At 64.9% G+C, this 26,109-nt stretch carries 23 protein-coding genes and 2 tRNA genes; 12 read left to right on the plus strand and 13 right to left on the minus strand.

Annotated features, from left to right (window positions below):
- Nucleotides 1–23 precede the first annotated feature (23 nt).
- Both GTP77_RS10300 and GTP77_RS10305 read left to right on the plus strand, forming a co-directional pair.
- On the plus strand, nt 24–491 hold the full coding sequence (locus GTP77_RS10300) for an Lrp/AsnC family transcriptional regulator (protein WP_161072081.1): 468 nt from the start codon (nt 24–26) through the stop codon (nt 489–491).
- A gap of 79 nt (nt 492–570) precedes the next feature.
- Nucleotides 571–2,190 (plus strand): DUF4955 domain-containing protein, encoded by a 1,620-nt coding sequence (locus GTP77_RS10305; RefSeq protein WP_161072082.1) that lies wholly within the window; start codon nt 571–573, stop codon nt 2,188–2,190.
- Between the two features lie 8 nt (nt 2,191–2,198).
- Here the strand turns inward: GTP77_RS10305 and GTP77_RS10310 are convergent, their stop codons facing one another.
- The 3 genes from GTP77_RS10310 to GTP77_RS10320 form a co-directional block, all read right to left on the minus strand.
- Entirely contained in the window at nt 2,199–2,645 is a 447-nt protein-coding gene (locus GTP77_RS10310; protein WP_161072083.1) for an acyl-CoA thioesterase, read from the minus strand.
- A 19-nt stretch (nt 2,646–2,664) separates the two neighbouring features.
- Nucleotides 2,665–3,792, minus strand: coding sequence for an acyltransferase family protein (locus GTP77_RS10315; RefSeq protein WP_161072084.1), 1,128 nt, complete (start codon nt 3,790–3,792; stop codon nt 2,665–2,667).
- Nucleotides 3,793–3,911: 119 nt separating this feature from the next.
- On the minus strand, nt 3,912–4,733 hold the full coding sequence (locus GTP77_RS10320) for an IclR family transcriptional regulator domain-containing protein (RefSeq protein WP_161072085.1): 822 nt from the start codon (nt 4,731–4,733) through the stop codon (nt 3,912–3,914).
- A 174-nt stretch (nt 4,734–4,907) separates the two neighbouring features.
- Here GTP77_RS10320 and GTP77_RS10325 point away from each other — a divergent pair, with 174 nt between their 5' ends.
- From GTP77_RS10325 to pcaF, 3 genes are read left to right on the plus strand one after another with little or no spacing between them, the layout of a single operon-like run.
- Nucleotides 4,908–5,573 (plus strand): 3-oxoacid CoA-transferase subunit A, encoded by a 666-nt coding sequence (locus tag GTP77_RS10325; protein ID WP_107870255.1) that lies wholly within the window; start codon nt 4,908–4,910, stop codon nt 5,571–5,573.
- A complete protein-coding gene (locus GTP77_RS10330) occupies nt 5,573–6,214 on the plus strand; it encodes a CoA transferase subunit B (protein ID WP_161072199.1) in 642 nt (213 codons plus the stop codon). The genes GTP77_RS10325 and GTP77_RS10330 overlap by 1 nt, the downstream gene beginning before the upstream one ends.
- Nucleotides 6,215–6,225: 11 nt before the next feature.
- Nucleotides 6,226–7,428 carry a 3-oxoadipyl-CoA thiolase gene (pcaF, locus tag GTP77_RS10335; protein ID WP_161072086.1) on the plus strand — a complete coding sequence of 401 codons (1,203 nt, stop codon included), beginning with the start codon at nt 6,226–6,228 and terminating at the stop codon, nt 7,426–7,428.
- A 164-nt stretch (nt 7,429–7,592) separates the two neighbouring features.
- Here pcaF and GTP77_RS10340 read toward each other — a convergent pair.
- From GTP77_RS10340 to cysS, 9 genes are all read right to left on the minus strand, one after another.
- Nucleotides 7,593–7,685: transfer RNA gene (locus GTP77_RS10340), tRNA-Ser, on the minus strand.
- An 86-nt stretch (nt 7,686–7,771) separates the two neighbouring features.
- Entirely contained in the window at nt 7,772–11,671 is a 3,900-nt protein-coding gene (locus GTP77_RS10345; RefSeq protein WP_228896089.1) for a beta-galactosidase, read from the minus strand.
- Between the two features lie 256 nt (nt 11,672–11,927).
- Nucleotides 11,928–12,380, minus strand: coding sequence for a KGG domain-containing protein (locus tag GTP77_RS10350; RefSeq protein WP_161072087.1), 453 nt, complete (start codon nt 12,378–12,380; stop codon nt 11,928–11,930).
- A gap of 344 nt (nt 12,381–12,724) precedes the next feature.
- A tRNA-Ser gene (locus tag GTP77_RS10355) sits at nt 12,725–12,817 on the minus strand.
- Nucleotides 12,818–12,927: 110 nt separating this feature from the next.
- Nucleotides 12,928–14,175: an aspartate kinase gene (locus tag GTP77_RS10360; RefSeq protein ID WP_161072088.1), complete on the minus strand. Its 1,248-nt coding sequence runs from the start codon at nt 14,173–14,175 to the stop codon at nt 12,928–12,930.
- Nucleotides 14,176–14,317: 142 nt separating this feature from the next.
- Nucleotides 14,318–15,706, minus strand: coding sequence for a tRNA lysidine(34) synthetase TilS (tilS, locus tag GTP77_RS10365; protein ID WP_161072089.1), 1,389 nt, complete (start codon nt 15,704–15,706; stop codon nt 14,318–14,320).
- Between the two features lie 116 nt (nt 15,707–15,822).
- On the minus strand, nt 15,823–16,797 hold the full coding sequence (locus GTP77_RS10370; RefSeq protein ID WP_161072090.1) for an acetyl-CoA carboxylase carboxyltransferase subunit alpha: 975 nt from the start codon (nt 16,795–16,797) through the stop codon (nt 15,823–15,825).
- A gap of 69 nt (nt 16,798–16,866) precedes the next feature.
- Nucleotides 16,867–17,526, minus strand: coding sequence for a DNA-3-methyladenine glycosylase family protein (locus GTP77_RS10375; protein ID WP_161072091.1), 660 nt, complete (start codon nt 17,524–17,526; stop codon nt 16,867–16,869).
- Nucleotides 17,526–18,932: a cysteine--tRNA ligase gene (gene cysS / locus GTP77_RS10380; RefSeq protein ID WP_161072092.1), complete on the minus strand. Its 1,407-nt coding sequence runs from the start codon at nt 18,930–18,932 to the stop codon at nt 17,526–17,528. Before cysS ends, GTP77_RS10375 begins: the two co-directional genes overlap by 1 nt.
- Nucleotides 18,933–19,172: 240 nt before the next feature.
- On the opposite strand from cysS, the gene GTP77_RS10385 reads away from it, so the two are divergent.
- The 6 genes from GTP77_RS10385 (at nt 19,173) to GTP77_RS10410 (ending at nt 23,614) form a co-directional block, all read left to right on the plus strand.
- Entirely contained in the window at nt 19,173–19,787 is a 615-nt protein-coding gene (locus tag GTP77_RS10385; RefSeq protein WP_187358671.1) for a peptidylprolyl isomerase, read from the plus strand.
- 74 nt (nt 19,788–19,861) lie between these two features.
- On the plus strand, nt 19,862–20,353 hold the full coding sequence (locus tag GTP77_RS10390; protein ID WP_161072093.1) for a peptidylprolyl isomerase: 492 nt from the start codon (nt 19,862–19,864) through the stop codon (nt 20,351–20,353).
- 14 nt (nt 20,354–20,367) lie between these two features.
- A complete protein-coding gene (locus tag GTP77_RS10395) occupies nt 20,368–21,135 on the plus strand; it encodes a UDP-2,3-diacylglucosamine diphosphatase (RefSeq protein ID WP_161072094.1) in 768 nt (255 codons plus the stop codon).
- 84 nt (nt 21,136–21,219) lie between these two features.
- A complete protein-coding gene (locus tag GTP77_RS10400) occupies nt 21,220–21,966 on the plus strand; it encodes a substrate-binding periplasmic protein (protein WP_161072095.1) in 747 nt (248 codons plus the stop codon).
- A gap of 120 nt (nt 21,967–22,086) precedes the next feature.
- The gene (locus tag GTP77_RS10405; protein WP_161072096.1) at nt 22,087–22,329 is read left to right on the plus strand and encodes a hypothetical protein; all 243 of its coding nucleotides are present in this window, start codon (nt 22,087–22,089) and stop codon (nt 22,327–22,329) included.
- 7 nt (nt 22,330–22,336) lie between these two features.
- The gene (locus tag GTP77_RS10410; protein ID WP_161072097.1) at nt 22,337–23,614 is read left to right on the plus strand and encodes a hypothetical protein; all 1,278 of its coding nucleotides are present in this window, start codon (nt 22,337–22,339) and stop codon (nt 23,612–23,614) included.
- Between the two features lie 10 nt (nt 23,615–23,624).
- Here the strand turns inward: GTP77_RS10410 and gudD are convergent, their stop codons facing one another.
- Nucleotides 23,625–24,956, minus strand: a complete 1,332-nt coding sequence (gene gudD / locus GTP77_RS10415; protein ID WP_161072098.1) for a glucarate dehydratase — start codon at nt 24,954–24,956, stop codon at nt 23,625–23,627.
- An 86-nt stretch (nt 24,957–25,042) separates the two neighbouring features.
- Between gudD and GTP77_RS10420 the strand changes: the two genes are divergently transcribed.
- Nucleotides 25,043–26,095 carry a LacI family DNA-binding transcriptional regulator gene (locus tag GTP77_RS10420; RefSeq protein WP_161072099.1) on the plus strand — a complete coding sequence of 351 codons (1,053 nt, stop codon included), beginning with the start codon at nt 25,043–25,045 and terminating at the stop codon, nt 26,093–26,095.
- Nucleotides 26,096–26,109: the final 14 nt, after the last annotated feature.

Consider the following 26,109-nt stretch of genomic DNA (forward strand, 5'->3'; position numbering starts at 1 on the left):
CTTTCGCAAAAACCGCACAAAACATGAAAAACGATTCTCTGGACGCCGCTTCCGTCAAAATCCTGTCGGAATTGCAAAAGAACGGCAGGATCTCGTCCAACGAGCTGGCCGAGAAGATAGGCATGTCGGCCAGCCCATGCTGGCGCCGCCAGAAAGAGCTGGAGGACAACGGCTACATCATCCGCTACACGGCGCTGGTGGACAGGCGCAAGCTGGGGTTGTCGGTGGTGTGCATGGCGCACATTACGCTGGCGCGGCACGAGGAAGGCGTGGTGAAAAATTTCGAGGAAGCCATGCGTTTGCGGCCGGAAGTGGTGGAATGCTACGAGACCACCGGCAACGCGGACTACCTGGTCAAGATCGTGGTGGCGGACATGGACGGCTACCACGACTTCCTGCACAACGTGCTGGTGAAGCTGAACGGCGTGTCGCAGGTCAACACCAGCGTGGCGCTGCGCGAAGTAAAGTACGAGACCGCGCTGCCGCTGTAAGCAACGCTTCAGAGCGCCTTGGCTTGCTTTTCCAGGGGAGGACTGGTAACGTTCACACACCCTCTCTTTACGGCCAGCCATGAAAAACGCCCTCCTCTGTCTCCTTACACTTTGTGCATCCTCCGCATGGGCTGAAAAGCCCGGCGCCTGGCAGGCTTTCCAGGGCGAAGATGTCGCGCAGCGCCCCTTCATCGATTTCTCCTGGGCCGGCGCCCGTTACGGCGAGCAGGAAATTGCGCCGGTGAACACGGCGATCTTCAAGGTGGCCGACTACGGCGCGATCCCGGGCGACGCGCTGGACGATACCGACGCGATCCAGCGCGCCATCGACGCGGCCAGCGCGGCGCATGGCGGGATCGTGCAGTTCGAGGCTGGAACCTATCTGCTCAACAGCGGACCGGCGCCCAGGCGCCTGATCGTGTCCGCCAGCGACGTGGTGCTGCGCGGCGCCCAGCAAGGACAGACGCATTTCAAGATGGTCAATGCACTGGCTCCGGCCAACCCGGCGCAGTTGTGGGCCGCGCCGGCCCTCGTGACCTTCACGCCGGGCAAAGTTCAGCCGGGTCCGGCGTCGCCCCTGGCAGCGCCGGCGCGCATGGGCGACACGCGCATCGTGCTGTCCGCCCCCGCCGGCTTCAAACAGGGTGATTTCGTCCGTATCGAGATGCAAAGCACGGCCGCGAACGCCAGCTATCTCGAAGGCAAGCCCACGCGCCGGATCTGGAGCAAGATCAACAGCCAGGGCGTCAAGGTATTGGAAATGCACGAGGTGGCAAGCGTCGACGGCGCGGTCCTGCACCTCAAGACGCCGTTGACGACGTCCATCGATCCCCGTCTGCCGTGGACCGCAAGCAAGGCCACGGTGCTGCGCAATGTCGGCTTCGAAGGCATACGGCTCGAGGGCAGCTTTACCGAGCGTTTCGTTCATCACAAGAATGCCTATCACGACTCCGGTTTCTGCGGCGTCGAACTGGATCAAACCGTCCACTCCTGGGTGCGCGGCAATCAGTTCGAGAACGTGACGCAGCCGGCAGTCATCCACGCCGGGGCGGCCAACACGATAATGCTGAACACCATTGCCGGCAATAGCGGCCACCTCAGCTTTGCCGCCACCTTTTCCACCTACAGCCTGATCGGACTGAACCTTGATGTCACGGCGGAGGGCCAGTGGCACGGGGTCGGCGCCTCGCACCAGTCCGCCGGCTCGGTCTTCTGGCGGAATATAGCGCCGGCCTCGCGCGGCATCGATTCCCACGCCAACTTCCCGCGCCACACGCTGTTTGATGCGATTGAGAGCCGTGGCATGTGGGGTTCGGGCGGCAATTATGCCGATCTGCCCAACCATCTGGCGGGGCTGGTTATCTGGAATTTCCACCAGACCGGGCAGCTGGAACGTGGCGAGAGCCGCATCCTGGACCTGTGGAGTCTGCCTGACTCGGACGCGAAGCAGTACGGTCCATACACGGCGGTCAATCCGGTTCTGGTCGGCTATGTCGGGCCGTATTCCGATGTGAACAGCGCGAACATGCGGCTGGTGGAAAGCATGGGCCGCCACGTCGCGCCCGAATCGCTCTACGAGGCGATGCTGGAGAAGCGGCTAGGCCGGCTCCCGGCCTGGCTGTTGTCCGCCAAGCGAGAATGGGCGGCGCTGCTCAAGGCCAGGCTGGGCCGGGACAACCCGGCGCTTGGCGGGCAGTAAGCCAGCCGCTAGGGCGCGTCCGCCTGGCCCACCATGGCGGGCAGATAGATGGCGCTGAACTCGGGCGGGAAGCGGCGCGCGCGGCCGGCGCTGATGTCCACGCAGATCAGTTCCCAGCGGCCGCGCAGCACGGTGGCCTGGTCGCTGTTGCGTATCAGCTGGAAGCGGCGCTCCATGGTCATCTTGCCGTCGCTGGCGGTAAGCCAGGTGCCCAGGGTGAGCGGCTCGCCCAGGCGCGTGGCCTGCAGGTAGTCGTAGGAGGCGCTGCGGATGGCCATGGCGCGGTCGAGGCGGTGGTAGTCGGCCAGCCCCAGCCCCAGGGCTTCCGAATGGGACCAGCCTATCGCCTCGCACCAGCGCACGTAGACGGCGTTGTTGGTGTGCTGCAGGCCGTCGATGTCCTGCTCCTGCGGCTGCAGCGGTAAGGTGTAGGCTTGCGGATAGTCCCAGGGCACGGATGCTTTCCTCTTTCAGTTAGGCCGGTACTGGGCGCGCGCCGAGATGCTGCACCGCCAGTGTAACCACGCGGCCCAGCGGCACTTCCACCCAGCGGTGGAACACGGCGCCCGCCGCCAGGCTTCCGCTCCACGCGATCAGCATGCCCGCTGCCTGCCAGTAAGGTTCGGCCGGCGCGTAGCGGGTGAAGGCCGCGTTCACGATCAGGCAGACCGGAAAGTGTATCAGGAATACCGAGTACGACGTCCGCGCCAGCGCGTTGACCGCCTGCCATGCGCGGCCGGCGTCTGCTGCCAGCCTGGCGCGGCCGAAGGCGAACAGCACGCAGGCCACGGCCAGCGCCACGGCGATGCGGATGCGGAAGTCCAGCACCAGCGCGGCCAGCGTAGGCAGCACGAGGACGGCCAGCAGCAGGGCCACCGCGCCGGGTTTGCGCCTGGCGTCGCTGGCCCACCAGGCCAGCACGCCGAGGCCGTAGCTGCCGAAGAAGTACGGCGCCCAGTTGTCCCAGCTGCTGTCCAGGTTGAAATGCAGCAGCGAGCTGCTGACGGCGGCGAGCATCACGGCGGGCATCAACCATGGGCGCTGGCCGCCGCCGGCCAGGCGGCCGGCCAGCCACAGCATCAGCACCATGGCGGCGTAGAGCTGGAAGTCGATGGCCACATACCAGGCGCCGGCCGACAGGGCTTCGTAACCGAGCACGCCGTGCAGCAGCAAGGCGTGCGCGCCGAGCTGGCCGAAAGTGGGCGGCGCGGAAATGGAGTCGTGCGTCATCCAGGCGCCGGCCACCACGTTGGCGCCGGCGGCCAGCAGTGTGGCGGCCAGGAAGGGCGGCGCCAGCTTTGCGTAGCGGCGCCAGATGGTGTTCAGCGGCGCGGCCACGCCGGGGCGGCCGGAAGGCGACAGCGATTTGGCGGCCAGGAAGCCGCCTGCCACGAGGAAGACCTGCACGGCGATGCGCGCGTGGTCGGTGAGCCAGGCCATCAGTTCAGGCGCCAGCGCACTCACGTGGCCGGACATGGGGCCGTAGAAGGCCAGGTGGTGCAGCACAATCAGCTGCGCCGCGCCGGCTTTCAACAGGTTGATCAGGCCGAATTGTGCGGGGGCCGTGCCCGCACTCCCCTGGCGTGCTGCTACTGCATTCATTACCATCCCTTGCTTGCGTTTGTTTTCCTACAATGCTTCTACACGCAAGACAAGCTGGCGGTAATATTGCGGACCGGGCGGTATGATAGCCGAACTTGGGCGAGGCGGTCGTCTGATTGCTACGGCAGCAGCACCGACAGCTCGCCGGCGCCCTCCCGCAGCACCGGCAAGAATGTCTCGATCATCCGGGCCGCGCTGACACGGCTGGCCTGCACGCCCACGTTCAGCGCCGCCAGCACATTGCCCGACGCGCCGCGCACCGGCACCGCCAGCGAGCGCAGGCCCTCCTCCAGTTCCTGGTCGTTCAGCGCGTAGCCCGCGACGCGCACTTCATCAAGTATGGTGCGCAGCCGCGCGGCCGACACCACGGTCTTGTCCGTATAGGCCTTCAGCTTCACGCGCGCCAGGTAGGCGTCCAGTTCCTCCGGCGCCAGCTGCGCCAGCATCACCCTGCCCAGCGAGGTGCAATACGCCGGCAGCCGGCTGCCGGTGTTGAGCGACACAGACATGATGCGCGACGTGGCCGAACGCGCCACGTACAGGATCTCGTCCTCCTGCAGCACCGCCAGCGAGCACGATTCATTCAGCGTGCGGCTGATGCGGTTCAGATAAGGCGCGGTCGATACCGTCAGCGGCGTGGAGGACAAATAGGAGTAGCCCAGCGTCAGCACCTTGGACTGCAGCGTGAACTGGTTGCCGTCCGCCTCCGCGTAGCCCAGCGCGCACAGGGTATGCAGGCAGCGCCGCACTGCGGCGCGCGAGATGCCGGTGCGGTGGCTGATCTGGGCAATGGTCAGGCTGCGGCGCTGGTCGCTGAAGGCGCGCAGCACAGACAGGCCGCGCGCCAGCGACGTCATGAAATCGGGACTGGTCAGCGCATCGATTTCCTCGGCCTCGCTCACGCGTTCCGGCGCTTCCAGGCTGGCGGGGGTTTTAGGCATGCAGGCGCGCTCCGTGAAAAGTCGTTCGATTACCGCACAGCTTCGTTTCCAGCCGGTTGCCCGGTAAATCAGGGCTGGATACACTGAACTGGTAGCAAATTCGGCCAATTGTTCGATTATCGCACACAGGCCTGGACCCAACAAGCGCGGCGCTCCGCCGCTGGAAAGCATATCGTGATCAACAAAATCTCTCCCTCGCTGCAGGCCGCGGTGGCCGACATCGGCGACGGCGCCACGGTGATGATAGGCGGCTTCGGCAACGCCGGCATGCCCTCGGCGCTGATCGACGCGCTGATCGAACAAGGCGCGCGCGAACTCACCATCGTCAACAACAACGCCGGCAACGGCGACACCGGCCTGGCCGCCCTGCTGGCCGCAGGCCGCGTGCGCAAGATCATCTGCTCCTTCCCGCGCCAGGCCGACTCGCACCATTTCGACGCCCTGTACCGCGCCGGCAAGGTGGAACTGGAACTGACCCCGCAAGGCAACCTGGCCGAGCGCATCCGCGCCGCCGGCGCCGGCATCGGCGGCTTCTTCTCCCCCACCGGCTACGGCACCCTGCTGGCCGAGGGCAAGGAAACCCGCGAAATCAACGGCCGCATGTACGTGCTGGAGTCGCCCATCCATGCCGACTTCGCGCTCATCAAGGCGCTGCGCGGCGACCGCTGGGGCAACCTGGTGTACCGCAAGGCGGCCCGCAATTTCGGCCCCATCATGGCCATGGCGGCCAAGACCACCATCGCCCAGGTGCGCGACGTGGTGGCGCTGGGCGAACTCGATCCCGAAGTGATCATCACGCCCGGCATTTTCGTCCAGCGCGTGGTAAAGGAGGCAGCATGATGAACCGTTACAGCCGCGACCAGATCGCCGCCCGCGTGGCGCAGGACATTCCCGAAGGCGCTTACGTCAACCTGGGCATCGGCCTGCCGACCAAGGTGGCCAACTACCTGCCCGCCGAGCGCGAAGTATTCCTGCATAGCGAGAACGGCCTGCTGGGCATGGGGCCCGCACCCGCCGAGGGCGAGGAAGACGAAGACCTGATCAACGCCGGCAAGCAGCCGGTGACCCTGCTGACCGGCGGCGCCTACTTCCACCACGGCGACTCGTTCGCCATGATGCGCGGCGGGCACCTCGACATCTGCGTGCTGGGCGCCTTCCAGGTGGCGGCCAATGGCGACCTGGCCAACTGGCACACCGGCGCGACGGATGCGATCCCCGCCGTCGGCGGCGCGATGGACCTGGCGATAGGCGCCAAGCAGGTGTTCGTGATGATGGACCACCAGACCAAGACCGGCGAGAGCAAGATCGTGGCGCAATGCAGCTACCCGCTCACCGGCGTGGGCTGCGTGAACCGCATCTACACCGACCTGGCGGTGCTGGACGTGACCCCGCAGGGCCTGCGCGTGCTGGAAATGGCGCCCGGCCTGAGCTTTGAAGAACTGCAGGCAGCAACGGCCGCGACGCTGCTGCAAGGCGAATGAAGGAGACAAGCATGAACGATGCATACATCTGCGACGCGGTGCGCACCCCGATAGGCCGCTACGGCGGCGCGCTGAAGGACGTGCGCGCCGACGACCTGGGCGCCATCCCCCTGCGCGAACTGATGCGCCGCCACCCGGACCTGCCCTGGGACCTGGTGGACGATGTGATCTACGGCTGCGCCAACCAGGCCGGCGAGGACAATCGCAACGTGGCGCGCATGTCCTCGCTGCTGGCCGGCCTGCCGGTTGAAGTGCCCGGCACCACCGTCAACCGCCTGTGCGGCTCGGGCATGGACGCCGTGGGCACGGCGGCGCGCGCCATCCAGTCCGGCGCTGCGTCCCTGATGATCGCCGGCGGCGTGGAGTCGATGACGCGCGCGCCCTTCGTCATGGGCAAGGCGGATACGGCCTTCAGCCGCAACGCGTCGCTGCAGGACACGACCATGGGCTGGCGCTTTATCAACAAGGCGCTGAAGGAAGCCTACGGCGTGGAGACCATGCCGGAGACGGCGGAGAACGTGGCGCAGGACTACGGCATCAGCCGCGCGGACCAGGATGCGTTTGCGCTGGCGAGCCAGAACAAGACGGCGGTGGCCATCGCCGAGGGCATTTTCGAGCGCGAGATTGTGCCGGTGACGCTGCCGCAAAAGAAAGGCGATCCGATCGTCTTCAGCCAGGACGAGCACCCGCGCGCCACCACGCCGGAAGCGCTGGCGAAGCTGAAAGGCGTGGTGCGGCCGGATGGCAGTGTCACGGCAGGCAATGCGTCGGGCATCAATGACGGCGCCTGCGCGCTGCTGCTGGCGAGCGCGGAAGCGGCGCGGGAGCACGGCCTGAAGCCGCTGGCCCGCGTGGTGGGCATGGCCACCGCCGGCGTGGCGCCGCGCGTGATGGGCATCGGGCCGGTGCCTGCGGTGCGCAAGCTGCTGCGACAGACCGGACTGACGCTGGAGCAGATGGATTTGATCGAGCTGAATGAGGCGTTTGCTGCGCAGGGGCTGGCGGTGCTGCGCGAGCTGGGCTTGCGCGATGATGATACGCGCGTGAATCCGAACGGCGGCGCGATTGCGCTGGGCCACCCGCTGGGGATGAGCGGGGCGAGGCTGGTGACGACGGCTACTTACCAGCTGCATCGTACTGGCGGCAGGTATGCGCTGTGTACCATGTGTATTGGAGTGGGACAGGGAATTGCCATCCTGATTGAGCGGGTGTGATGCGTGCGTCGCGCGCCCACGGCGCGCGGGGCTGCGCGCGGAGCGCGCAGCAGATGGGCGATTCGGAGAGGGCTGGGCCGGTAGGCCCAGCCCTTCGAATCCCACCGGCTCCGTCCGAACAAATAAAAACGGGCTCCCGCAGGGGAGCCCGTTTTTATTTGTTCTGGCGGAGACGGTGGGATTCGAACCCACGATACAGGTATAAGCCGTATGCATCCTTAGCAGGGATGTGCCTTCGGCCACTCGGCCACGTCTCCTAGCTGATTACTCAACTATTGCCTTCCCTTCCACGTTGCCGCTTCAGTTCGGACGAGCGTTATAGTACTGGCCCGCCGCGATTTGGTCAAGGCCGCGCGCCGGGCATTATTTCAAGCGGCACGCCGCCGCGCGCGGTGCGCAGGTTGACCAGCTTGACCGGCTCCAGCGCGTTCTCCGCCTTGCCGTCCGTGGTCACGGCCAGCGCAACGGTGTTCTGCCCGTTCGGGTTCAGTATCCCCGGCGGGATGATGAAAGTGCGCTGCGGACCGACGTTGGCGGCAAACTGCCCCATATTCCAGCCGTTGACGAAGATCAGCGCGCGGTTGCTGCGCTCCGAACGCGGCTTGCCGGCGTCGCCAAAGGCCAGGCCCAGCTGCACGTCATGCCCTTTCGGCAGGTCCAGCGCGAAGCTGGTGCGCAGCCAGTAGGTGCCGGCCGCCGGCGGCGCGTCCGTAGGCTGCGCCGCTTGCCAGCCGTCCTGCTTGCCCGGCAGATGCCAGCCCTGGCGCTCGCCGTACAGGCCGCCGTTGTTGAGCGGGCCGCGCACCGTGTCGGGATTCGCTTCCCCGCCCTGGTTGCCCTGGATGCGCCACGCGATAGGCACGGCGAAGCGGTTGCCGCCGCGCGAGGTCAGCGAGGCCGAGATCAGGCCGCGCGCTTCGCGGTGGTAGTCGTCCGCCATCAGGTTCCAGTTGTGCGAGTTGTTGCGCACCATGACGGAAATGACGTGCTCGCCCGGCTTCAGGTCCGCGAAAGAGAACTTCACGCTGTCGGTGGTTTCGGGAAAGGAGCGGCCCGTGTCCATCTCGTCCTGGCCGAGGAATTTGCCATCGACCCAGACCTGGATCAGGCCTGCCCCGCCGGCGCCGTAGAACAGCTCCAGTTGGTTGGCTTTGGTCGCGCCCACCTTGACGCGGCCGCGATACCACACGTCGCCGTGATGGAAGCCGTAGTCGCTCATGCTCAGCGTGGGCTGGCCGCGTTCCGGCATGGTCCAGGTCTGCGCGGCGGAGGCGCGGCTGTCGGCCTTCACCCACTGGCTGTCGTCGAAACCGGGCTGCGCTTCCGGGCTGTCCATGCGGCGCGTCCACTTCTGCGCGGCCAGGCTCGGCAAGGAGACAGTCTCCGGACCGCGCACGGCGCTGGTCTTGATGCTGCCGTCCGGCTGCGCGCTCACGCTCAGCGCCACGCCGTTGAACGTAACGGCCGACGCGTCCGCGCCCCAGATTTCCAGCGCGCTATCTTTAGTGGTATCGCCCTCCAGCGCCAGCTTGCCGCCGTCCAGCTTGGCCGAGCGCACCAGCGCCGGGGTCAGTTCCAGCATCACGCCATGCGGCGTGTCCTGGCGCCACATATTGAAGCTGGTTTTCTCGTCCGCCAGCAACAGCAGCATGGGTGCGCGCCCGCCGCCGCTGATGCGCACGCGCGCCAGGCCGTCATGCATGTACGACAGTTTGAGGTCGCCCTTGGCGGCGTCGAACACGGAGCCAACCTGGCCGGACAGCACCTCGACCTTGGGTGCGGACGCGTAGCGCAGCACGGTCTCGCCCGCTTCCTTGTCGCGGCCATGCAGCAGCACGATGTCGCGCTCGCCATTGCGGAAGTGGGTCTGGATTTCGGAATTCGAGTACACCAGGTGCTGGCGTTCCATGGCGTAGGAAGCCAGCAGCAGCTTGCCGTCCTGGCCGTTGATGCGCACCGGGATCTGGTAGCTGCCGTCCTTGGTGGCCAGCTCGAAGCTGGCGCTGTCGTCCGTCAGCGCGTCCGATGGACTGTGCACGGCGAACAGGACATGCGTGCCCGATTTCGGATTGACGTTGTGGTAGACCTTGAGCTTGGCGTTGCTGGTCTTCAGCTCCGGCCCCTTGTCCATCTCGGCCAGCGCCTGCTCCGCCGCCTGCACGAACATGCCCTGCTGCTTGAGCGCATAGGCTTTCTCGCGCAGGCCGCGGTCCTCGGAAATGGCCGCGCCGTAGTCGTAGGACGTGTACACCACCGGCCCGGCCAGCCAGCCCCAGGAGGTGCCGCCGAAGGTCATGTAGATGTTGTGGATGGTGATGCGGTTGATCAGGTTGGTGCCGTAGAACACGCGCTGGTAGCCCTTGCCCTGGCGCTGCGCGGTGCAATCGTAGGTGCCGTTCGAGCCCCAGTAGTCGAACCAGCCGCCGCCCAGTTCTGCGGCGAAGCCCGGCGTCTTGGGCGAGGTCAGCGCGCCGGACTTGGGACCGGGCTTGCCGTGCATGCCCCAGTCGGGCGCCTTGTTGGGGCCGGACGGATCCGCGAAGACATTGCAGGTGCCGCCCGGGTAGCCGTCGAAGGCATACAGCTCGGTCGGGCCGGAATTGGCCCACGGCGCAGTGGAGCCCTTCGGCGCCCAGTCCGGCAGGCGGCCTGCCGCGTTGTGGAAGAACGGCACGGTGATGCCGTCGGCGCGCGCCTTCTGCGCCAGGTGCTCCATGTGCCGCACATGCTTGGGCTCGACCTTGCCCAGCTCGTTTTCCAGCTGGTAGGCGACCACATTGCCGCCGCCCGTGGTGGCCTGGTGGCGCGCGATGATGGCGTTAATCTGCGTCATCCACTCGTCGGTGGCGGCGGTGTAGACCGGATCGTCGGTGCGCGCCTCGGCGCGGTTGCGGAACATCCAGCCGGGGTAGCCGCCGCCGGTCAGCTCGGCGTTCACGTAAGGACCGGTGCGGGCGATGATGTACATGCCCTCTTCCTCGGCAATCTGCAGCGCGCGCTCGACGTTGCGCACGCTGGAGAAGTCGTACACGCCCTGCTCCGGCGAGTGGTAGCCCCAGTCGAAGTAAAACGCCACGCCGTTGAAGCCGGACGCCTTCATCTTCTGGATCACGTCGCGCCACAGCGAAGGATTGGGCAGTCGGAAGGGATGGACTTCGCCCGACCATACCACCACGCGCTTGCCGTCCACCATCAGCGAATGCTCGTCCCAGCTGATCTGCTTGGGCTGGCCTTTGGGCTTGGTGGCCTGGGCATAGGCTTGCGCATCCTCGGCCAGCACGGTGAAGTGGCGCGCCACGGTGGAGACGCCGCCGACTTCCTTCTTCGGCGTCCAGCTGGCGAAATTGTCCTGGCTGTCCGAGTACCAGGAGCGCTTGCTGGCGCTGTCGCCGAAGTAGATGCGCCAGCCGCCGCCCGGCAGCTTGACCAGCGCCGGGGCTTCCTTGCCCGCGCCCCAGCCGGCCCAGTCGCCTTTGTTCTGCACCGCCCACGGCCCCGCGAGGGAGCCTGCGGTGGCCAGTTCGATAAAGCCGCTTTGCTGGTTGCGCGCGAAGGCGGCGTAGCCCTCGCCGCTTGCGACCACGAAGGTGTCCGCATAGCCTTGCAGGCCTTGCAGTGGCTTGGGTGCGGACCACTGGCTGAAGTCGGCGTTCGGCTCCACGATATAGGTGCTGAACGCGCCCTTGGCGCCATCCTTGGACAGCGACACGGCCACCTTCAGGCTGCCGTCCTTGTCGCGCACCCACTCCGGCGCAGAGACGCTGCTCACGCCCGGCAGCGCAATGCCCGCCTCGCGCATGGGCTCCCAGTTTTTCAGATCCCGCGAACGCGTAATGCCGAAGGCCGCGCCATCCTGGCCGCTGGTGTAGACGACGTAGTAGTAGCCGTCCGTATGGCGGACGATGGACGGATCGCGCAGCAGGCGCTGCGGCGCCGTGTAGGTCTCGGAGGCGAGCGTGGCGAAGCTGGCGCCGTCCGGCGACGAGAACACGCTGAGGCTGTTCTGCGAGCCCGCCGTAAAGCTGGACATCAGGTAGACCTGCTGGTTCTGTCCGGCGCTGGCCTTGCTCTTGGCCTCGGCAGCCTTCAGCGCCGCGTCGGACGCCTGCGGTATGCCCAGCTCCTGCGCCATGCCGGGGCCGGCCAGCGTACCGCAGGCGACGGCAACGGCGGCGGCGAGCCTGCCGAGATAAGGGACACGCGGCTGGGTGGCGCGGCGGCGGGCTTTGTTCGTCTGGACCAAGGTTGACTCCTACTTTTATTATCGGGACGTTCGCCCGACATCCTAATGCGCGCAGCAGCGCGGCAGGCGTCAACAATGTGATTGTTTGGGAAGCGGAATTAATCTCGGCAAGCGAGGGGAAAGCCCGCGTCCGGACTGTGGACGCGGGAAGTGCGGAAGTGGCCCCTGCAGCACGTGAAATTCGGCACTACGGGCCAGGATGCAAGGCCGGGCTGCGCGCCAGGCTGGCGGTGCGCAGGCGGGCTAGGCCAGCGGCTCAGGTCCGGTCGTTCTTGTGGCTTTGGCGGCCGGCCTCGGCATGCTGCTCGGGCGTGCCGCCGCGCGTGCCCGTGCTGCCCTGGCTGCTGCCCTGCGTGCTGCCCTTGCTGCCGCTGCGGCTGCCGCTGGACTCGTCCTCGTCGCTGCCGCTGCGGGAACCGCTACGGCTGCCGCTTTGCTGGTTGCCGTCGTTCTTGTGGCTCATGCTGCCGGCTTTGCGCGCTTCTTCCGAGGTGAACTCGTGCGCAGTGCCTGCGGCGTGCGCGGCACGGCCGCCTTCGGCCGCGATTTCACGCTGGCGGTCCGGGTCCATGGAGGCGAAGCCACGGTTGCTGGTGTCGCCGCTCTGGCTGCTTCCCTGGCTGCCGGACTGCTTGCTGCTGCTTTGATCGCTGCTTTGTTTGCTGCCTTGGTTGCTGCCTTGGTTGCTGCCTTGATTCGAGCTTGCCATGATGGTCTCCTGTTTGGAACGTTTGTGGAGTGATCATGGTAGGCGGCTGCGGGCATTTTCGCGTCGGCCACCGTAGGGTGCTTTTGTAGGATGTGACTGGCTTTGTTGGACCGGGATTTAATGCGGGGTGTGACTGGAATTACTCGACCGTTGGGTGGCGCTGCGCGTGCTTGTTAGATGACGCTTGCGTCGCGCGCCCTCGGCGCGCGGTGCTGCCGCGCAGCGGCAGCAGATGGGCGATTCGGAGAGGGTTTGCGCGGCACGCGCAAACCCTTCGAATCCCACCGTCTCCGTCCGAACAAATAAAAACGGGCTCCCGCAGGGGAGCCCGTTTTTATTTGTTCTGGCGGAGACGGTGGGATTCGAACCCACGATACAGGTATAAGCCGTATGCATCCTTAGCAGGGATGTGCCTTCGGCCACTCGGCCACGTCTCCTAGCTGATTACTCAACTATTTGCCTTCTCCTCTACGTTGCCGCTTCGGATCAGACGAGCGCTATATTAATGGCCCGCCCCTCGTTTGGTCAAGGAAACGGGCCATCTTTTTTACTCTTTTTCCAGTTCGAACGCTTTGTGCAGCGCGCGCACGGCCAGTTCCATGTACTTTTCGTCGATCAGCACCGAAATCTTGATCTCGGAAGTCGAAATCATCATGATGTTGATGTTTTCTTCGGACAAGGTGCGGAACATCTGCGAGGCTACGCCGACGTGCGAACGCATGCCTACGCCGACCACGGAGATCTTCGATACCTTGGCGTCGCCCACCAGGGTGCTGTAGCCGATTTCGGCTTTCTGGCCTTCCAGCACGTCGATGGCTTTCTGGTATTCGCCGCGCGAAACGGTGAAGGTGAAGTCGGTTTTGCCGTCCACGGACTGATTCTGGATGATCATGTCCACTTCGATATTGGCGTCGGCCACCGGGCCGAGGATGTGGTAGGCCACGCCCGGACGGTCTGGCACGCCCAGCACGGTGATTTTGGCTTCATCGCGGTTGAAGGCGATGCCGGAGATGACTGCTTGTTCCATGTTGGTGTCTTCCTCAAACGAAATCAGGGTGCCGGAGTTGGCTTCGGTCTCGAGATCCATCAGCGGATCGGTCAGCGACGACAGCACGCGCGTCGGCACGCGGTAGTTGCCCGCGAATTCCACGGAGCGCGTCTGCAGCACTTTCGAGCCCAGCGAGGCCAGTTCCAGCATTTCTTCGAACGTGATCGCCTTCAGGCGGCGCGCTTCCGAGACCACGCGCGGGTCGGTGGTGTAGACGCCGTCCACGTCGGTGTAGATCAGGCATTCGGCTGCCTTCAGCGCGGCGGCGATCGCCACGGCGGAGGTGTCCGAGCCGCCACGGCCCAGCGTGGCGATGTTGTCGTTGTCATCCACGCCCTGGAAGCCGGTGATGATGACGATCTTGCCGCCGTCGAGGTCTTTGCGCACGCGCACGTCGTCGATGGACTGGATGCGGGCCTTGGTGAAGGCGGAGTCGGTTTTAATCGCCACTTGCCAGCCGGCGTAGGACACCGCGTCCTTGCCGATCGCTTGCAGCGCCATCGACAGCAAGCCCACGGAGACCTGCTCGCCGGTGGAGGCAATCATGTCCAGTTCACGCGGGTCGGGCGGGTTTTGAATTTCCTTTGCCATCGCAATCAGACGGTTGGTCTCGCCGGACATGGCCGACGGCACTACAACGATCTGGTGTCCTGCGTCGTGCCATTTGGCGACGCGGCGCGCGACGTTCTTGATGCGGTCGGTCGATCCCATCGACGTTCCGCCATATTTGTGAACGATTAAAGCCATAACAGTGATGTTTCCGCTCGAAGATTGAAAAAAGGGAGGGCTTGTTACTCTACATGTTGCAGTGCGAAACGACAAGCCAAAAAAGTTATGACGTCATACAGTATTGGCATATGGACATACTAAATCGCCGCAGTACCGACTTTTATTTGGCTTCCCAGCGGAATACCACCCTTTCGCCTGCCCCCTGCCCTATTTGCTGGCAGTCCATGCCGATACCGGCGGCGAACAGCAATTGTGCGGGCGTTTTCACCACCGGCAGGCGGCCGCGCTCCCAGGCCGGGATGCCCAGCGTCTGGTAGTGGTATTTCAGGGCGCGCGTGGGGCGGTTGCCGGCGGGTTTCAGGCGCTCGCCGCCGCGGCGGAACTCGATGGTGAGGTACTGGCCACGCAGCCAGGCGCCGTCCAGGCCCGCTTCGGCCCGCTCGATGTGCAGCACGCCGCCGTAGTCCGGGAAGTCCAGCGAGGCTTCGCCGTTCCAGCGGAAGTCCTGGCCGGGGGTGTCGTCGAACTGGTCTTCGCGGGTGCCGGCGATCTCGGGCAGCTTGGGGATCAGGTGCAGGCGGTCGCGGTGGCGGCGCACGTCCACTTCGGGGTGCACCACCAGCATTTGCGTGTCGTGCCGCGCTTCCAGCAGCTGCACCAGCATTTCGGACAGCCAGGCGGTGGACGGCATGCTCAGGCCGCGCAGCGCGAACCAGTGGCGCAGCAGGTTGCAGGCGCGGTCTGTGCTCATTTCGCGCAGCTTGGCCACCTGCAGGCAGTCGCCGTCCAAGGCGGCGGCCAGGTCCTGCTCGGCCAGCTCGTTCAGCAGGCGCTGGGCGGACTGCGCGTGCTGCGCGCTGCGCGCGAAGCGCTCCTGGAAGCCGGGGAAGTACTGCGCCAGCGCGGGCATGACGGTGTGGCGCAGCGCGTTGCGGGCGTAGCGCGGGTCGTCGTTCGACTCGTCTTCGATGTGGCTGATGCCGTGTGCGGCGGCGTAGGCTTCCAACTGCTTGCGCGAGGCCGGCAGCAAGGGGCGCATCATGACCAGGTCCGGATTGGCCAGCAGCTCGGGCGCGGTGTTGGCCGCGTCCATGCCGGACAGGCCGGCGGTGCCGGAGCCGCGCAGCAGCTGCAGCAGCACGGTTTCGGCCTGGTCGTCCTGGTGGTGGGCGGTGAGCAGCAGGTTCACGCCGTGTTCCGCGCACATGGCGCCCAGGGCGGCGTAGCGGGCCTTGCGCGCGGCCGCTTCGGTGCCGCTCTTGCGCACGTTTTCCAGCGTGATGCGGCGCGCTTCAAAGCTCACGCCCAGGGCGGCGCATTGCTGCTCGCAGTGCGCCAGCCAGGCGTCCGCGTTGGGGCTGATGCCGTGATGGACGTGGAAGGCGTACAGCGCAATGCCCTGCGCCGCCGCGTGCGCGTGGGCCAGGTGCAGCAGCGCCGAGGAATCAAGGCCGCCGCTCAGGGCGATGGCGATGCGGCCGCCGTGCCGGGCGGAGGCCAGCGCCTCGGTGTAGATGCTGGCGAGGGTGGCGGTTTGCTGCTTTTTCATGGGGACTCCGGATGACAAACGGGGACAGGCGCTGGCGCGGCTGTCCCCTTTTTTGAACCACAGGCGAAAAACCGGGGTCAGACCCGTTGGCTCCGACCCCGGCATTTTGCACTGGTTTATTCTTGCGGCGTGGTTTCCTTGAACTTGCCGTAGCCCATCAGCTTCTCGTGGCGGGCGGCGATCAGGTCCTTGGTTTTGACGCCGTGGAACTGGCGCAGCGAGTCGGCCAGGGCGCGCTTGAGCATGGTGGCCATGGCTTTCGGGTCGCGGTGGGCGCCGCCCAGCGGCTCGGAGACGATCTTGTCGATCAGGCCGATGGCTTTCAGGCGGTGCGCGGTCAGGCCCAGGGCTTCGGCGGCGTCGGCCGCGCGTTCGCTGGTCTTCCACAGGATGGAGGCGCAGCCTTCCGGCGAGATCACCGAGTAGGTGGCGTATTGCAGCATCAGCACCTGGTCGCCCACGGCGATCGCCAGCGCGCCGCCGGAGCCGCCTTCGCCGATGATGGTGGCGATCAGCGGCACTTTCAGTTCCGCCATCACGTACAGGTTGTGGCCGATGGCTTCGGACTGGCCGCGCTCTTCGGCGTCGATGCCGGGGAACGCGCCCGGGGTGTCGACGAAGGTGAAGATGGGCAGGTTGAACTTCTCGGCCAGCTTCATCAGGCGCATGGCCTTGCGGTAGCCTTCCGGCTTGGGCATGCCGAAGTTGCGCATGGCGCGTTCTTTGGTGTCGCGGCCCTTCTGGTGGCCGATCACCATGCAAGCCTGGCCGTTGAAGCGCGCCAGGCCGCCGACGATGGACTGGTCGTCCGCATAGGTGCGGTCGCCGTGCAGTTCATGGAAGTCGGTGAAGATTTCGTTCACATAGTCCATGGTGTATGGACGCTGCGGGTGGCGCGCGATCTGCGCCACTTGCCAGGGGGTCAGCTTGGCGTAGATGTCTTTGGTCAGCTGCTGGCTCTTCTTGGCCAGGCGGTCGATCTCCTCGGAGATGTCGACTGCCGAATCGTCTTGCACGAAACGCAGTTCTTCAATTTTGGAATCGAGTTCCGCAATCGGTTGCTCAAAATTGAGGAAAGTTGTCTTGGTCATTGTACCTCCGTGTTGTAACCCGGACGGCGGGCGGCCCGTGGGCCAGCCTCGCGCAGGGCGAATTTTCCGCTATTCTACCGGAACCGGGTCCAGACTACGCCATAAATACCAGGTGGCGACGGTCCGATAGGGTTCCCAGTTGGCCGAGACTTCGCGCGCATCGCTGCGGGAAACCGGCTCGCCGGAGAAGTAGTTCTGGCTGATGCCCTGGATCAGACCGGGGTCGTCCAGCGGCAAAACATTGGGACGGAGCAGATTAAATATCAAAAACATCTCCGCTGTCCAGCGGGTGATGCCGCGTATCTGCACCAGTTCGGCGATGACGGCTTCGTCATCCATCTGGTCCCACTGGCTGGCGTGGACCTTCTTGGTCTTGAAGTTGTCGGCCAGGTCCAGGATGTATTCGGTCTTGCGCTTGGACAGGCCGCAGGCGGACAGCTCCTCGGCGCCGGCCTTGAGCACGGCGGCCGGGGTGAATTTCGGGCAGGCCGCCAGCAGCTTCTGCCAGGCGGCAGCGGCGGCCTTGGGCGTGACCTGCTGCTTGACGATGGAGCGGGCCAGGGTCGTGAACGGGTCGTCGTGGCCGACCAGGTGCAGGTCGCCAAACTGCGGGATGAGCTTTTTCATGATGCGGTCGCGCTTCATGAGCTCCTGCTTGGCTTCTTCCCAGTACGGCGGCACTGCTACCGCTGGGGACTGCGCCCCCATCATGTCCGTGGCCTTCACCATTATGCGCGGCGCCAGTTGGTGCTGCCGTCAGGCTTGTCTTCGAGGACGATGCCTTCGGCCAGCAGCTCGGCGCGGATCTGGTCCGACAGCGCGAAGTCGCGCGCCTTCTTGGCGGCGGCGCGCGCGGCGATGCGCTGCTCGATGGCGGCGGTGTCGCCGCCGCTGGTCATGTCTATGCCCACGCCCGCCTGCAGGAAGGCCTGCGGCGCGCGTTCCAGCAGGCCCAGTACGGCGGCCAGTGCTTTCAGCTGGCGCGCCACGGCGGGCGATTTGGATTTATTCAGTTCCGTGGCCAGGTCGAACAGCACCGACACGGCCATGGGCGTGTTGAAGTCGTCGTCCATGGCTTCGGCGAAGCGCTTGGCGTTGGCTTCGGTCCAGTCCAGGGGCTGGCCGTCGCCCGCATCGGCTTGCACGCCGTCCAGCGCCGTGTACAAGCGCGTCAGCGCGCCCTTGGCGTCGTCCAGGTGGGCGTCCGAGTAGTTCAGCGGGCTGCGGTAGTGGGCGCGCAGGATGAAGAAGCGCACCACTTCGGCGTCGTACTTTTTCAGCACGTCGCGGATGGTGAAGAAGTTGCCCAGCGATTTGGACATCTTCTCGTTGTCCACGCGCACAAAGCCGTTGTGGATCCAGTAGTTGGCCAGCGCGTGGCCGTGCGCGCCTTCCGACTGCGCGATCTCGTTCTCGTGGTGCGGGAACTGCAGGTCCGCGCCGCCGCCGTGGATGTCGAACTGCTCGCCCAGCAGCGCCGAGCACATGGCCGAGCACTCGATATGCCAGCCCGGACGGCCCTTGCCCCACTTGGAGTCCCACTTCACTTCTTCCGGCTCGGATTCCTTGGAGGCTTTCCACAGCACGAAGTCCAGCGGATCGCGCTTGCCGGTGTTGACGTCCACGCGCTCGCCGGCGCGCAAGTCGTCCAGCGACTTGCCCGACAGCTTGCCGTAGCCTTCGAAATTGCGCACGGCGTAGTTCACGTCGCCGTCCTCGCCCTGATAGGCCAGGTCTTTCGCCTCCAGCTTTTCGATCAGCGCCAGCATCTGCGGCACGTATTCGGTGGCGCGCGGCACCAGCGTCGGCGGCTGGATGCCCAGCGCGGCGGTGTCCTCGTCCATGTACTTGGTGAAGCGCGAGGTGAGCTGGCCTATGGTCTCGCCGTTTTCAACCGCGCGCTTGATGATCTTGTCGTCGATGTCCGTGATGTTGCGGGCGTAGGTGACTTCGTAGCCGGATGCCTTCAGCCAGCGGTAGACCACGTCGAACGCCATCATCATGCGGCCGTGGCCGATGTGGCAGTAGTCGTAGATCGTCATGCCGCAAACATACATGCGGACCTTGCCCGCTTCCATCGGTACGAATGTTTGCTTGTCGCGTGCCAGCGTGTTGTAAATCTTTAAATTGCTCATCGGACTCTTGCGTTTTTGTTAAGTGCAAGCCAGCCGGACAATACGAGAACCGGGCGCGGGCACTTCTGGTGCCGCACCGGGCTCTCAAGCATTTCCGTGGAGACTGACCGACCCTCGGTATCTTGTTGTTCTAGTTTGCTAGAATGAAACGTCAACGCTTAGTATAGCATTGATAAAAACCGGACTGCCCCGATCTTGGACTGGTTTTAACAGAACATCCACAAAAAAAGGACCGACCCTATGCAAGACACCAAGACCCTGCTGGCAAAATTCATGAGCCTGTTCGCCGGCGTGGCCCTGTCCGGCGCCGTGGCCGCCGCGCCCGCAGCCCCCAACCTGACGCCCCAGGTCTCGCTGAAAACCACCGAAGGCGAGATCGTGCTGGAGCTGAACCAGGAAAAAGCGCCCAAGTCCGTGGCCAACTTCCTGTCCTACGTGAAAAGCGGCCATTACAAGGGCACCATCTTCCACCGCGTGATCGATGGCTTCATGATACAGGCCGGCGGCTACACCGTGGACCTGAAGGGCAAGCCGACCCGCCCGCCCGTGGTGAGCGAATCGCAGAACGGCCTGAAGAATGAAACCTATAGCGTGGCCATGGCCCGCACCGGCAACCCGAACTCCGCCACCGCCCAGTTCTTCATCAACGTGGTCGACAATACCGGCCTGGACTACCCCGGCCAGGACGGCTTCGGCTACACCGTGTTCGGCAAGGTGGTGAAGGGCCAGGAGGTGGTGGACAAGATCAAGGGCGTGCTGGTGGACGACAAGGGCATCTTCCAGAATATCCCGGTCAAACCCATCGTGATCACGTCCGCCACGGTACTGAAAACGCCGGTCGCCGCGACGCAGTAAAATAGCGCTTTGGCCGCGCCTGATGTATAGTCCCGGCCCTGTACAGAACACACATAACTACCTCAAGGAAAATCATGACCAAAATCGTCATCACCACCAACCTGGGCAAGATCACCGCTGAGCTGGATGCTGAAAAAGCGCCGAAAACGGTTGAGAACTTCCTGGCCTACATGAACGCCGGCCACTACAGCAACACCATCTTCCACCGCGTGATCGACGGTTTCATGATCCAGGGCGGCGGTTTCGAGCCAGGCATGAAGCAGAAGCCGGCCGACACCACCGTGGAAAACGAAGCCAAGAACGGCCTGAAAAACGAGCCCTACACCCTGGCCATGGCCCGCACCTCGGCGCCGCACTCGGCATCGGCCCAGTTCTTCATCAACGTGAAGAACAACTCCTTCCTGGACTACCCAGGCCAGGACGGCTGGGGCTACGCCGTGTTCGGTAAAGTGACCGAAGGCACCGAAGTCGTCGACGCGATGAAAAAAGTGAAAACCACCCGCAGCGGCATGTTCGCCGACGTGCCAGTGGAAGACATCATCATCGAGAAAGTCGAAGCTGTTTAATTAAGCACCACCCGATGCAGGCCGACGACACCAAGCGCATTCGCGCCCTTTTCATCTCCGACCTGCATCTGCAGCCGGCCCAGCCCGCCATCACGGCGGCCTTCCATGCCTTCATGGAACAGCAGGCGCCGGCTGCCGACGCCCTTTACCTGCTCGGCGACCTGTTCGAGTACTGGGCCGGCGACGACGACCTCGCCGAACCTTTCCATCGAGAAATTACCGCAGCCATCCGCCGTGTCAGCGATGCGGGTGTGGCCGTCTACTGGATAGCGGGCAACCGCGACTTCCTGGCGGGCGACGGCTTTGCCGCCGCTTCCGGCGCCACCATCCTGCCCGAGACCTGGGTGGCCGACATTGCCGGCCTGCGCGTGGTGCTGCTGCACGGCGATGCCCAGTGCACGGACGACGTGAAATACATGGAATTCCGCGCCCAGGTGCGCCAGCCCGCGTGGCAGCAGCAATTCCTGGCCATGCCGCTGGCGCAGCGCAAGGCCATCATCGCCGGCCTGCGCGACAACAGCCGCAAGGCCCACGGCGAGAAGTCCTACGAGATCATGGACGTGACGCCGCAGGCGATTGCGGACATCTTCGACCAGACCGGCGCCACCGTCATGATCCACGGCCATACGCACCGCCCTGCCCTGCACGATGTGGACGGCAAGCGCCGCTACGTGCTGCCCGACTGGGAGCCTGCGGCCACGCCGCCGCGCGGCGGCTGGATCGCCATCGGCGCCGATGGCGCCATCACGCGCCACCAGCTGGATGGGGCCTTTATCGGCTGATGCCACCCGTTGCCTACTTTTTGTTACATGTTAGAACCAAGCCAGCGCGTATAATCTTTTCATCAATGTGAAATCGCAGTCCCGATGAAATTTGCTTTACTACTGGCCACGCCCTTGCAGCTGGCTGCAACGCTGGCCTTCGCCGCGCCGCCCATTACGGTCGCCTGGTCGGAGAAGCCGCCCTATTACTACATTGAAGACGGCATGGACAAAGGCTTCATGCTGGCTTATGGCAAAACCGTGTTTGCCGCAGCGGGCATCGACGCGTCTTTTGTGCGCGAACCGCAAAAACGCATCTGGTCACGCTTCCGCACCGGCACGCGCAACTACTGCTCCATTGGCTGGTACCACCTGGCGGAACGCACCGCCATCGCGCAATACTCGCTGCCGATCTACACCGACCCAAGCCAGATGGTGCTGATCGCGCCCAAGTCCGTGGCGCAAGTGCAAGCGCACGCCACGCTGGCGTCCATGCTGGCCGACCCCACGCTGACGCTGGGCCTGCTGGACGGTTCGTCCTACGGCGCGGAGCTGGACGCGCGCATCAAGGACAGCGCCAACCGCAAGATGCTCAGCAGCGTGAACAGCGTGGGCATGATGCAGATGGTGGCGGCGGACCGCGTGTCCTACATGCTGTCCGACCGCACCGACTGGAACTACACGCGCATCCGCCACCGCAGCCTGGACAACGTGGTGCAGTATGAGGTGCCGGACGTGCCGCCCGGCCTCAAGCGCCATATCGTGTGCAGCAAAGACATCCCCGCCGCCACGATGGAAAAGCTGAACCAGGCCATCCGCATTACGCCCAAGCCGGTTCCGCAGGAACGATAGCCGCCGCGCCGGCCTTGGGCTGTGGTTTTTTTGACAATCATAATCGCAGCAATTTACATGCAGCCTTTTTTGCAGCAGTATTGGATATCTTATTGATAACAAAATCAAGAAAGGTATCCCATGTCGCTGTTCGCCCTCATCATCGACGATGAATATAGCCACTCTCCCACCCCGCGCCTGATCGTAACCGGCCCTACGGCGGCGTCGGTGCAGGGCGCCGGGCAGCAGTTCGACCCGTATGCCCCCTATACAAAAATTATCAAGACCGACTTCGCCATCACCCAGCAGCAGGCGGTGACGCTGACGAGCACCGTCAACAACCAGCCTGTTCCTGCACACGTCTGCAAGCTCACCGCGCTCTGAGGGAAATATGAAACAGACAACACTGTGCGCAGCGGCAGCGCTGCTGGTGGCCGGCTGCACTCCGTCGATTGAATACGGCCGCCGCTCGGTCAACGAGCCGGCCTTCCCCGTGATTTACGCCAAGCCAAAGGTCATCATCGGCTCCAGCGCCCAGCCGCCGGACAAGGGCGAGAGCGCAGCGCCGGCCGGCGGGGACGGCTCGCCCGTCAAGGCGCGCATTGACTACAGCAATATGGCGATCGAGGACGTGGCCAAGCTGCGCAAGGCGTTTGACGACGAGGCGCCGGAACCCAAATTCAATGGCAACCGGACGGTGTTCAAGCGCACGCTGGTCGCCGCCATCACGAAAGGCGAGTACCGGCCAGCCGACCGCTTCGTGAATTTCCGCCTGCGCATCACGCCGGACAATTTTGAATTCGTCGATTACAAAAGCACGGCGACCGACTACAGCGTGGTCAATATCGAAAAGCTGTCGCTGGAGAAGTCCAATAGCGCGGGCCTCGAGCTGGTTGGCGGCAAGCCGGTGGAGGCAACCATCAAGGCCGGCACCGCGCGCACCTTGACGGAAAGCGGCGACGTGTCCGTCCGTGTGGAGAACACCACCACCAATATCGACTACAGAACGCTGGACATTTACCGCGAGGCGGAGCGCGGCATCGATTTGTCCGGAAATACCCTGGTGAACGTGAGCGTGACCTCGCAGCGCCAGTTCAACGCGACCCAGACCGATGTCGACTATATCGCCACCGCGCTGAAGCTGACCGACAAAGGCAAGCTGCTTCCGCCGGCGCAGGCCGAGATTAAAACCTCGTTCCTGCAATACCTCAAGCCTCGGGACCTGACGGCAAAAATATCGTTCGACTACGTTATCCGGCGCGTGGCGGTGCGCGCCAATGAATACTCCGAGCACAACCAGACCGCGTACTACGAACTTGGCAATTGCACCCAGTCCAAGGCCGTGATCGTCCGCGCCCGCGATCTGGACATTCCGCGCTGGAGCATCGCCGCCAGGTACCCGGGCCAGGGCAGGACCGTTGTCCAGCTCCAGAATGCTTTCGGCGCCTTCCCGCTGGCATTTACCGACTACGTCAAAGCCAGGCAGCTCATGGACTGGATGCGGCTTCAAAGAGCGCGCAGCGCAGGCGAGCAACAGTTCGTTTTAGACGGCCTGGCCGGCGGCGCGCCCCCCGGCGTCTATCCCGATCTGAGCATCGTCGCGTCCAGCGAGGTCTGGACGGATGCCGCCGAAGGCGCATGGGATTGCAGTACCCGGACCGTCCAGTAAACCGGCAAATTCAACGCACGAAGCTCGGGCGCTTGTTGTCGAACTTCCAGCCGGGGAAGTAGAACTGCATGGCCACCGCGTCGTCGCGCGCGCCCAGGCCCATGCCGAGATAGGTCTGGTGTGCCGCTTCGATGGCGTCCATGTCCACTTCCACGCCCAGGCCGGCCTTGTCCGGCACGCTGATCTGGCCGCCCTGGATTTGCAGCGGCGCCTTGGTCAGGCGCTGGCCGTCCTGCCAGATCCAGTGCGTGTCGATGGCGGTGATGTTGCCCGGCGCCGCAGCGGCGACATGGGTGAACATGGCCAGCGAAATGTCGAAGTGGTTGTTCGAATGCGAACCCCAGGTCAGGCCCCACTCATTGCACATCTGCGCCACGCGCACGGAGCCCTGCATGGTCCAGAAGTGCGGGTCGGCCAGCGGAATGTCCACCGATTGCAGCTGGATGGAGTGGCCCATTTCGCGCCAGTCGGTGGCGATCATATTGGTGGCGGTGCGCAGGCCGGTGGCGCGGCGGAACTCGGCCATCACTTCGCGGCCGGAGTAGCCGTTCTCGGCGCCGCACGGGTCTTCCGCGTAGGCCAGCACGTGGTGCTGGTCGCGGCACAGGCGGATCGCGTCCTTGAGCGACCAGGCGCCGTTCGGGTCCAGGGTGATGCGCGCGTCCGGGAAGCGCTCGGCCAGCGCCGTCACCGCCTCGATCTCCTCCTCGCCGCGCAGCACGCCGCCCTTCAGCTTGAAGTCCTTGAAGCCATAGCGCGCATAGGCCGCTTCGGCCAGCGCCACCACCGCTTCCGGCGTCATCGCCTTCTCGTGGCGCAGGCGCAGCCAGTCGTCCGCCGCATCCGGCTCGCTGTTGTAAGGCAGGTCGGTCACGGTGCGGTCGCCCACGTAGAACAGATAGCCCAGCACCGGCACTACACTGCGCTGCTGGCCGTCGCCCAGCAAGGCGCACACCGGCACGTTCAGGAACTGGCCCAGCAGGTCCAGCAACGCCGATTCCAGCGCGGTGACGGCGTGGATGGCAATGCGCAGGTCGAAGGTCTGCAGGCCGCGGCCGGCCGAGTCGCGCTCGGCGAAGGCGGTGCGCGCGGCGTTCAGGACGGCTTTGTAGTTGCCGATGGATTGTCCCACCACCATGGCCTGCGCGTCTTCCAGCGTCTTGCGGATCGCCTCGCCGCCCGGCACCTCACCCACGCCGGTGTTGCCGGCGCTGTCCGTGATCAGCACGATATTGCGGGTGAAATATGGGCCGTGCGCGCCGCTCAGGTTGAGCAGCATGCCGTCGCGGCCTGCCACGGGAATGACGCGCATGGCTGTGACCACTGGGGTGGAATTCTGCATCTTTGCCTCCAAATGATTGAAAATGATATATAGTTCCAAGTAATTACATCAAATCCTACCATAATTAAGCGGAGTCGTCGTACAACATGCAAAAAGACCTGCCGGAACTTCGATTGCTGACCACCCCCACCGCGCAGCTGCAAGTGAGCGGCGCCACGCTGGTGGACGTGGCCAGGGTGGCGGGCGTGTCGCCCATCACGGTGTCGCGCGCGCTGAACCAGCCACACCTGGTGCGCCCCAACACGCTGGCCAAGGTGCAGGCGGCGGTGCAGGAAACCGGCTACGCCAAGAATATGCAGCCCGGCGCGCTGGCGTCCAGCCGCAGCAAGCTGGTGGCGCTGGTGCTGCCCACCATCTCCAACCAGATCTTTGCCGACATGGTGCAAGGCACGAGCGACACGCTGACCGAAGCGGGATACCAGCTGCTGCTGGGCTTTTCGGGCTATGAGGAATGGCGCGAGGAGATACTGGTGGAGACCATATTGAGCCGTCGCCCGGACGGCATCATCCTGACCGGCACCCTGCACACCGACAGCACGCGCCGCCGCCTGCAGCAGGCCGGCACGCCGGTGGTGGAAACCTGGGACATGACGGCCTCGCCTATCGACACGGTGATCGGCTTTTCGCACGAGGAAGTGGGCCATGCGACGGCAACCCATCTGCTGCAGCGCGGGCGCAAGCGCTTCGCCATCCTCACCGCGGGCGACCCGCGCGCCGCGCGCCGCAACCAGGGCCTGCAAGTGGCGCTGGCCAAGCAAGGCATCAGCGTGATGGCCACGCATACGGCGGCGGTGCCGGGCACCTTGCCTGCGGGGCGCGAAGGCGCGGCGCGGCTGCTGGACGCGCATCCGGACCTCGACGCCATTGTCTGCAGCTCGGACAACCTGGCGCACGGCGCCCTGATCGAGGCGGGCAGCCGGGGCCTGGACGTGCCGGGCAAGCTGGCGGTGATGGGCTTTGGCGACCTGAATTTTTCCAGCCACACCGTTCCTCCGCTGTCCACGGTGCGGGTGGACGGCGCGCGCATCGGCGCGGCGGCGGCGCAGGCCATACTCGAGCGCCTGGACGGCGCGGCCAAAGCGCAGCCTGCGCGCTCCGTCAATACGGGCTTTGAACTGATACAGCGCGGCAGCAGCTAGCTCGCCGCGCGCGA

This window comes from Pseudoduganella aquatica, assembly GCF_009857595.1.
In the GTDB taxonomy this organism is placed as follows: domain Bacteria; phylum Pseudomonadota; class Gammaproteobacteria; order Burkholderiales; family Burkholderiaceae_D; genus Rugamonas; species Rugamonas aquatica_A.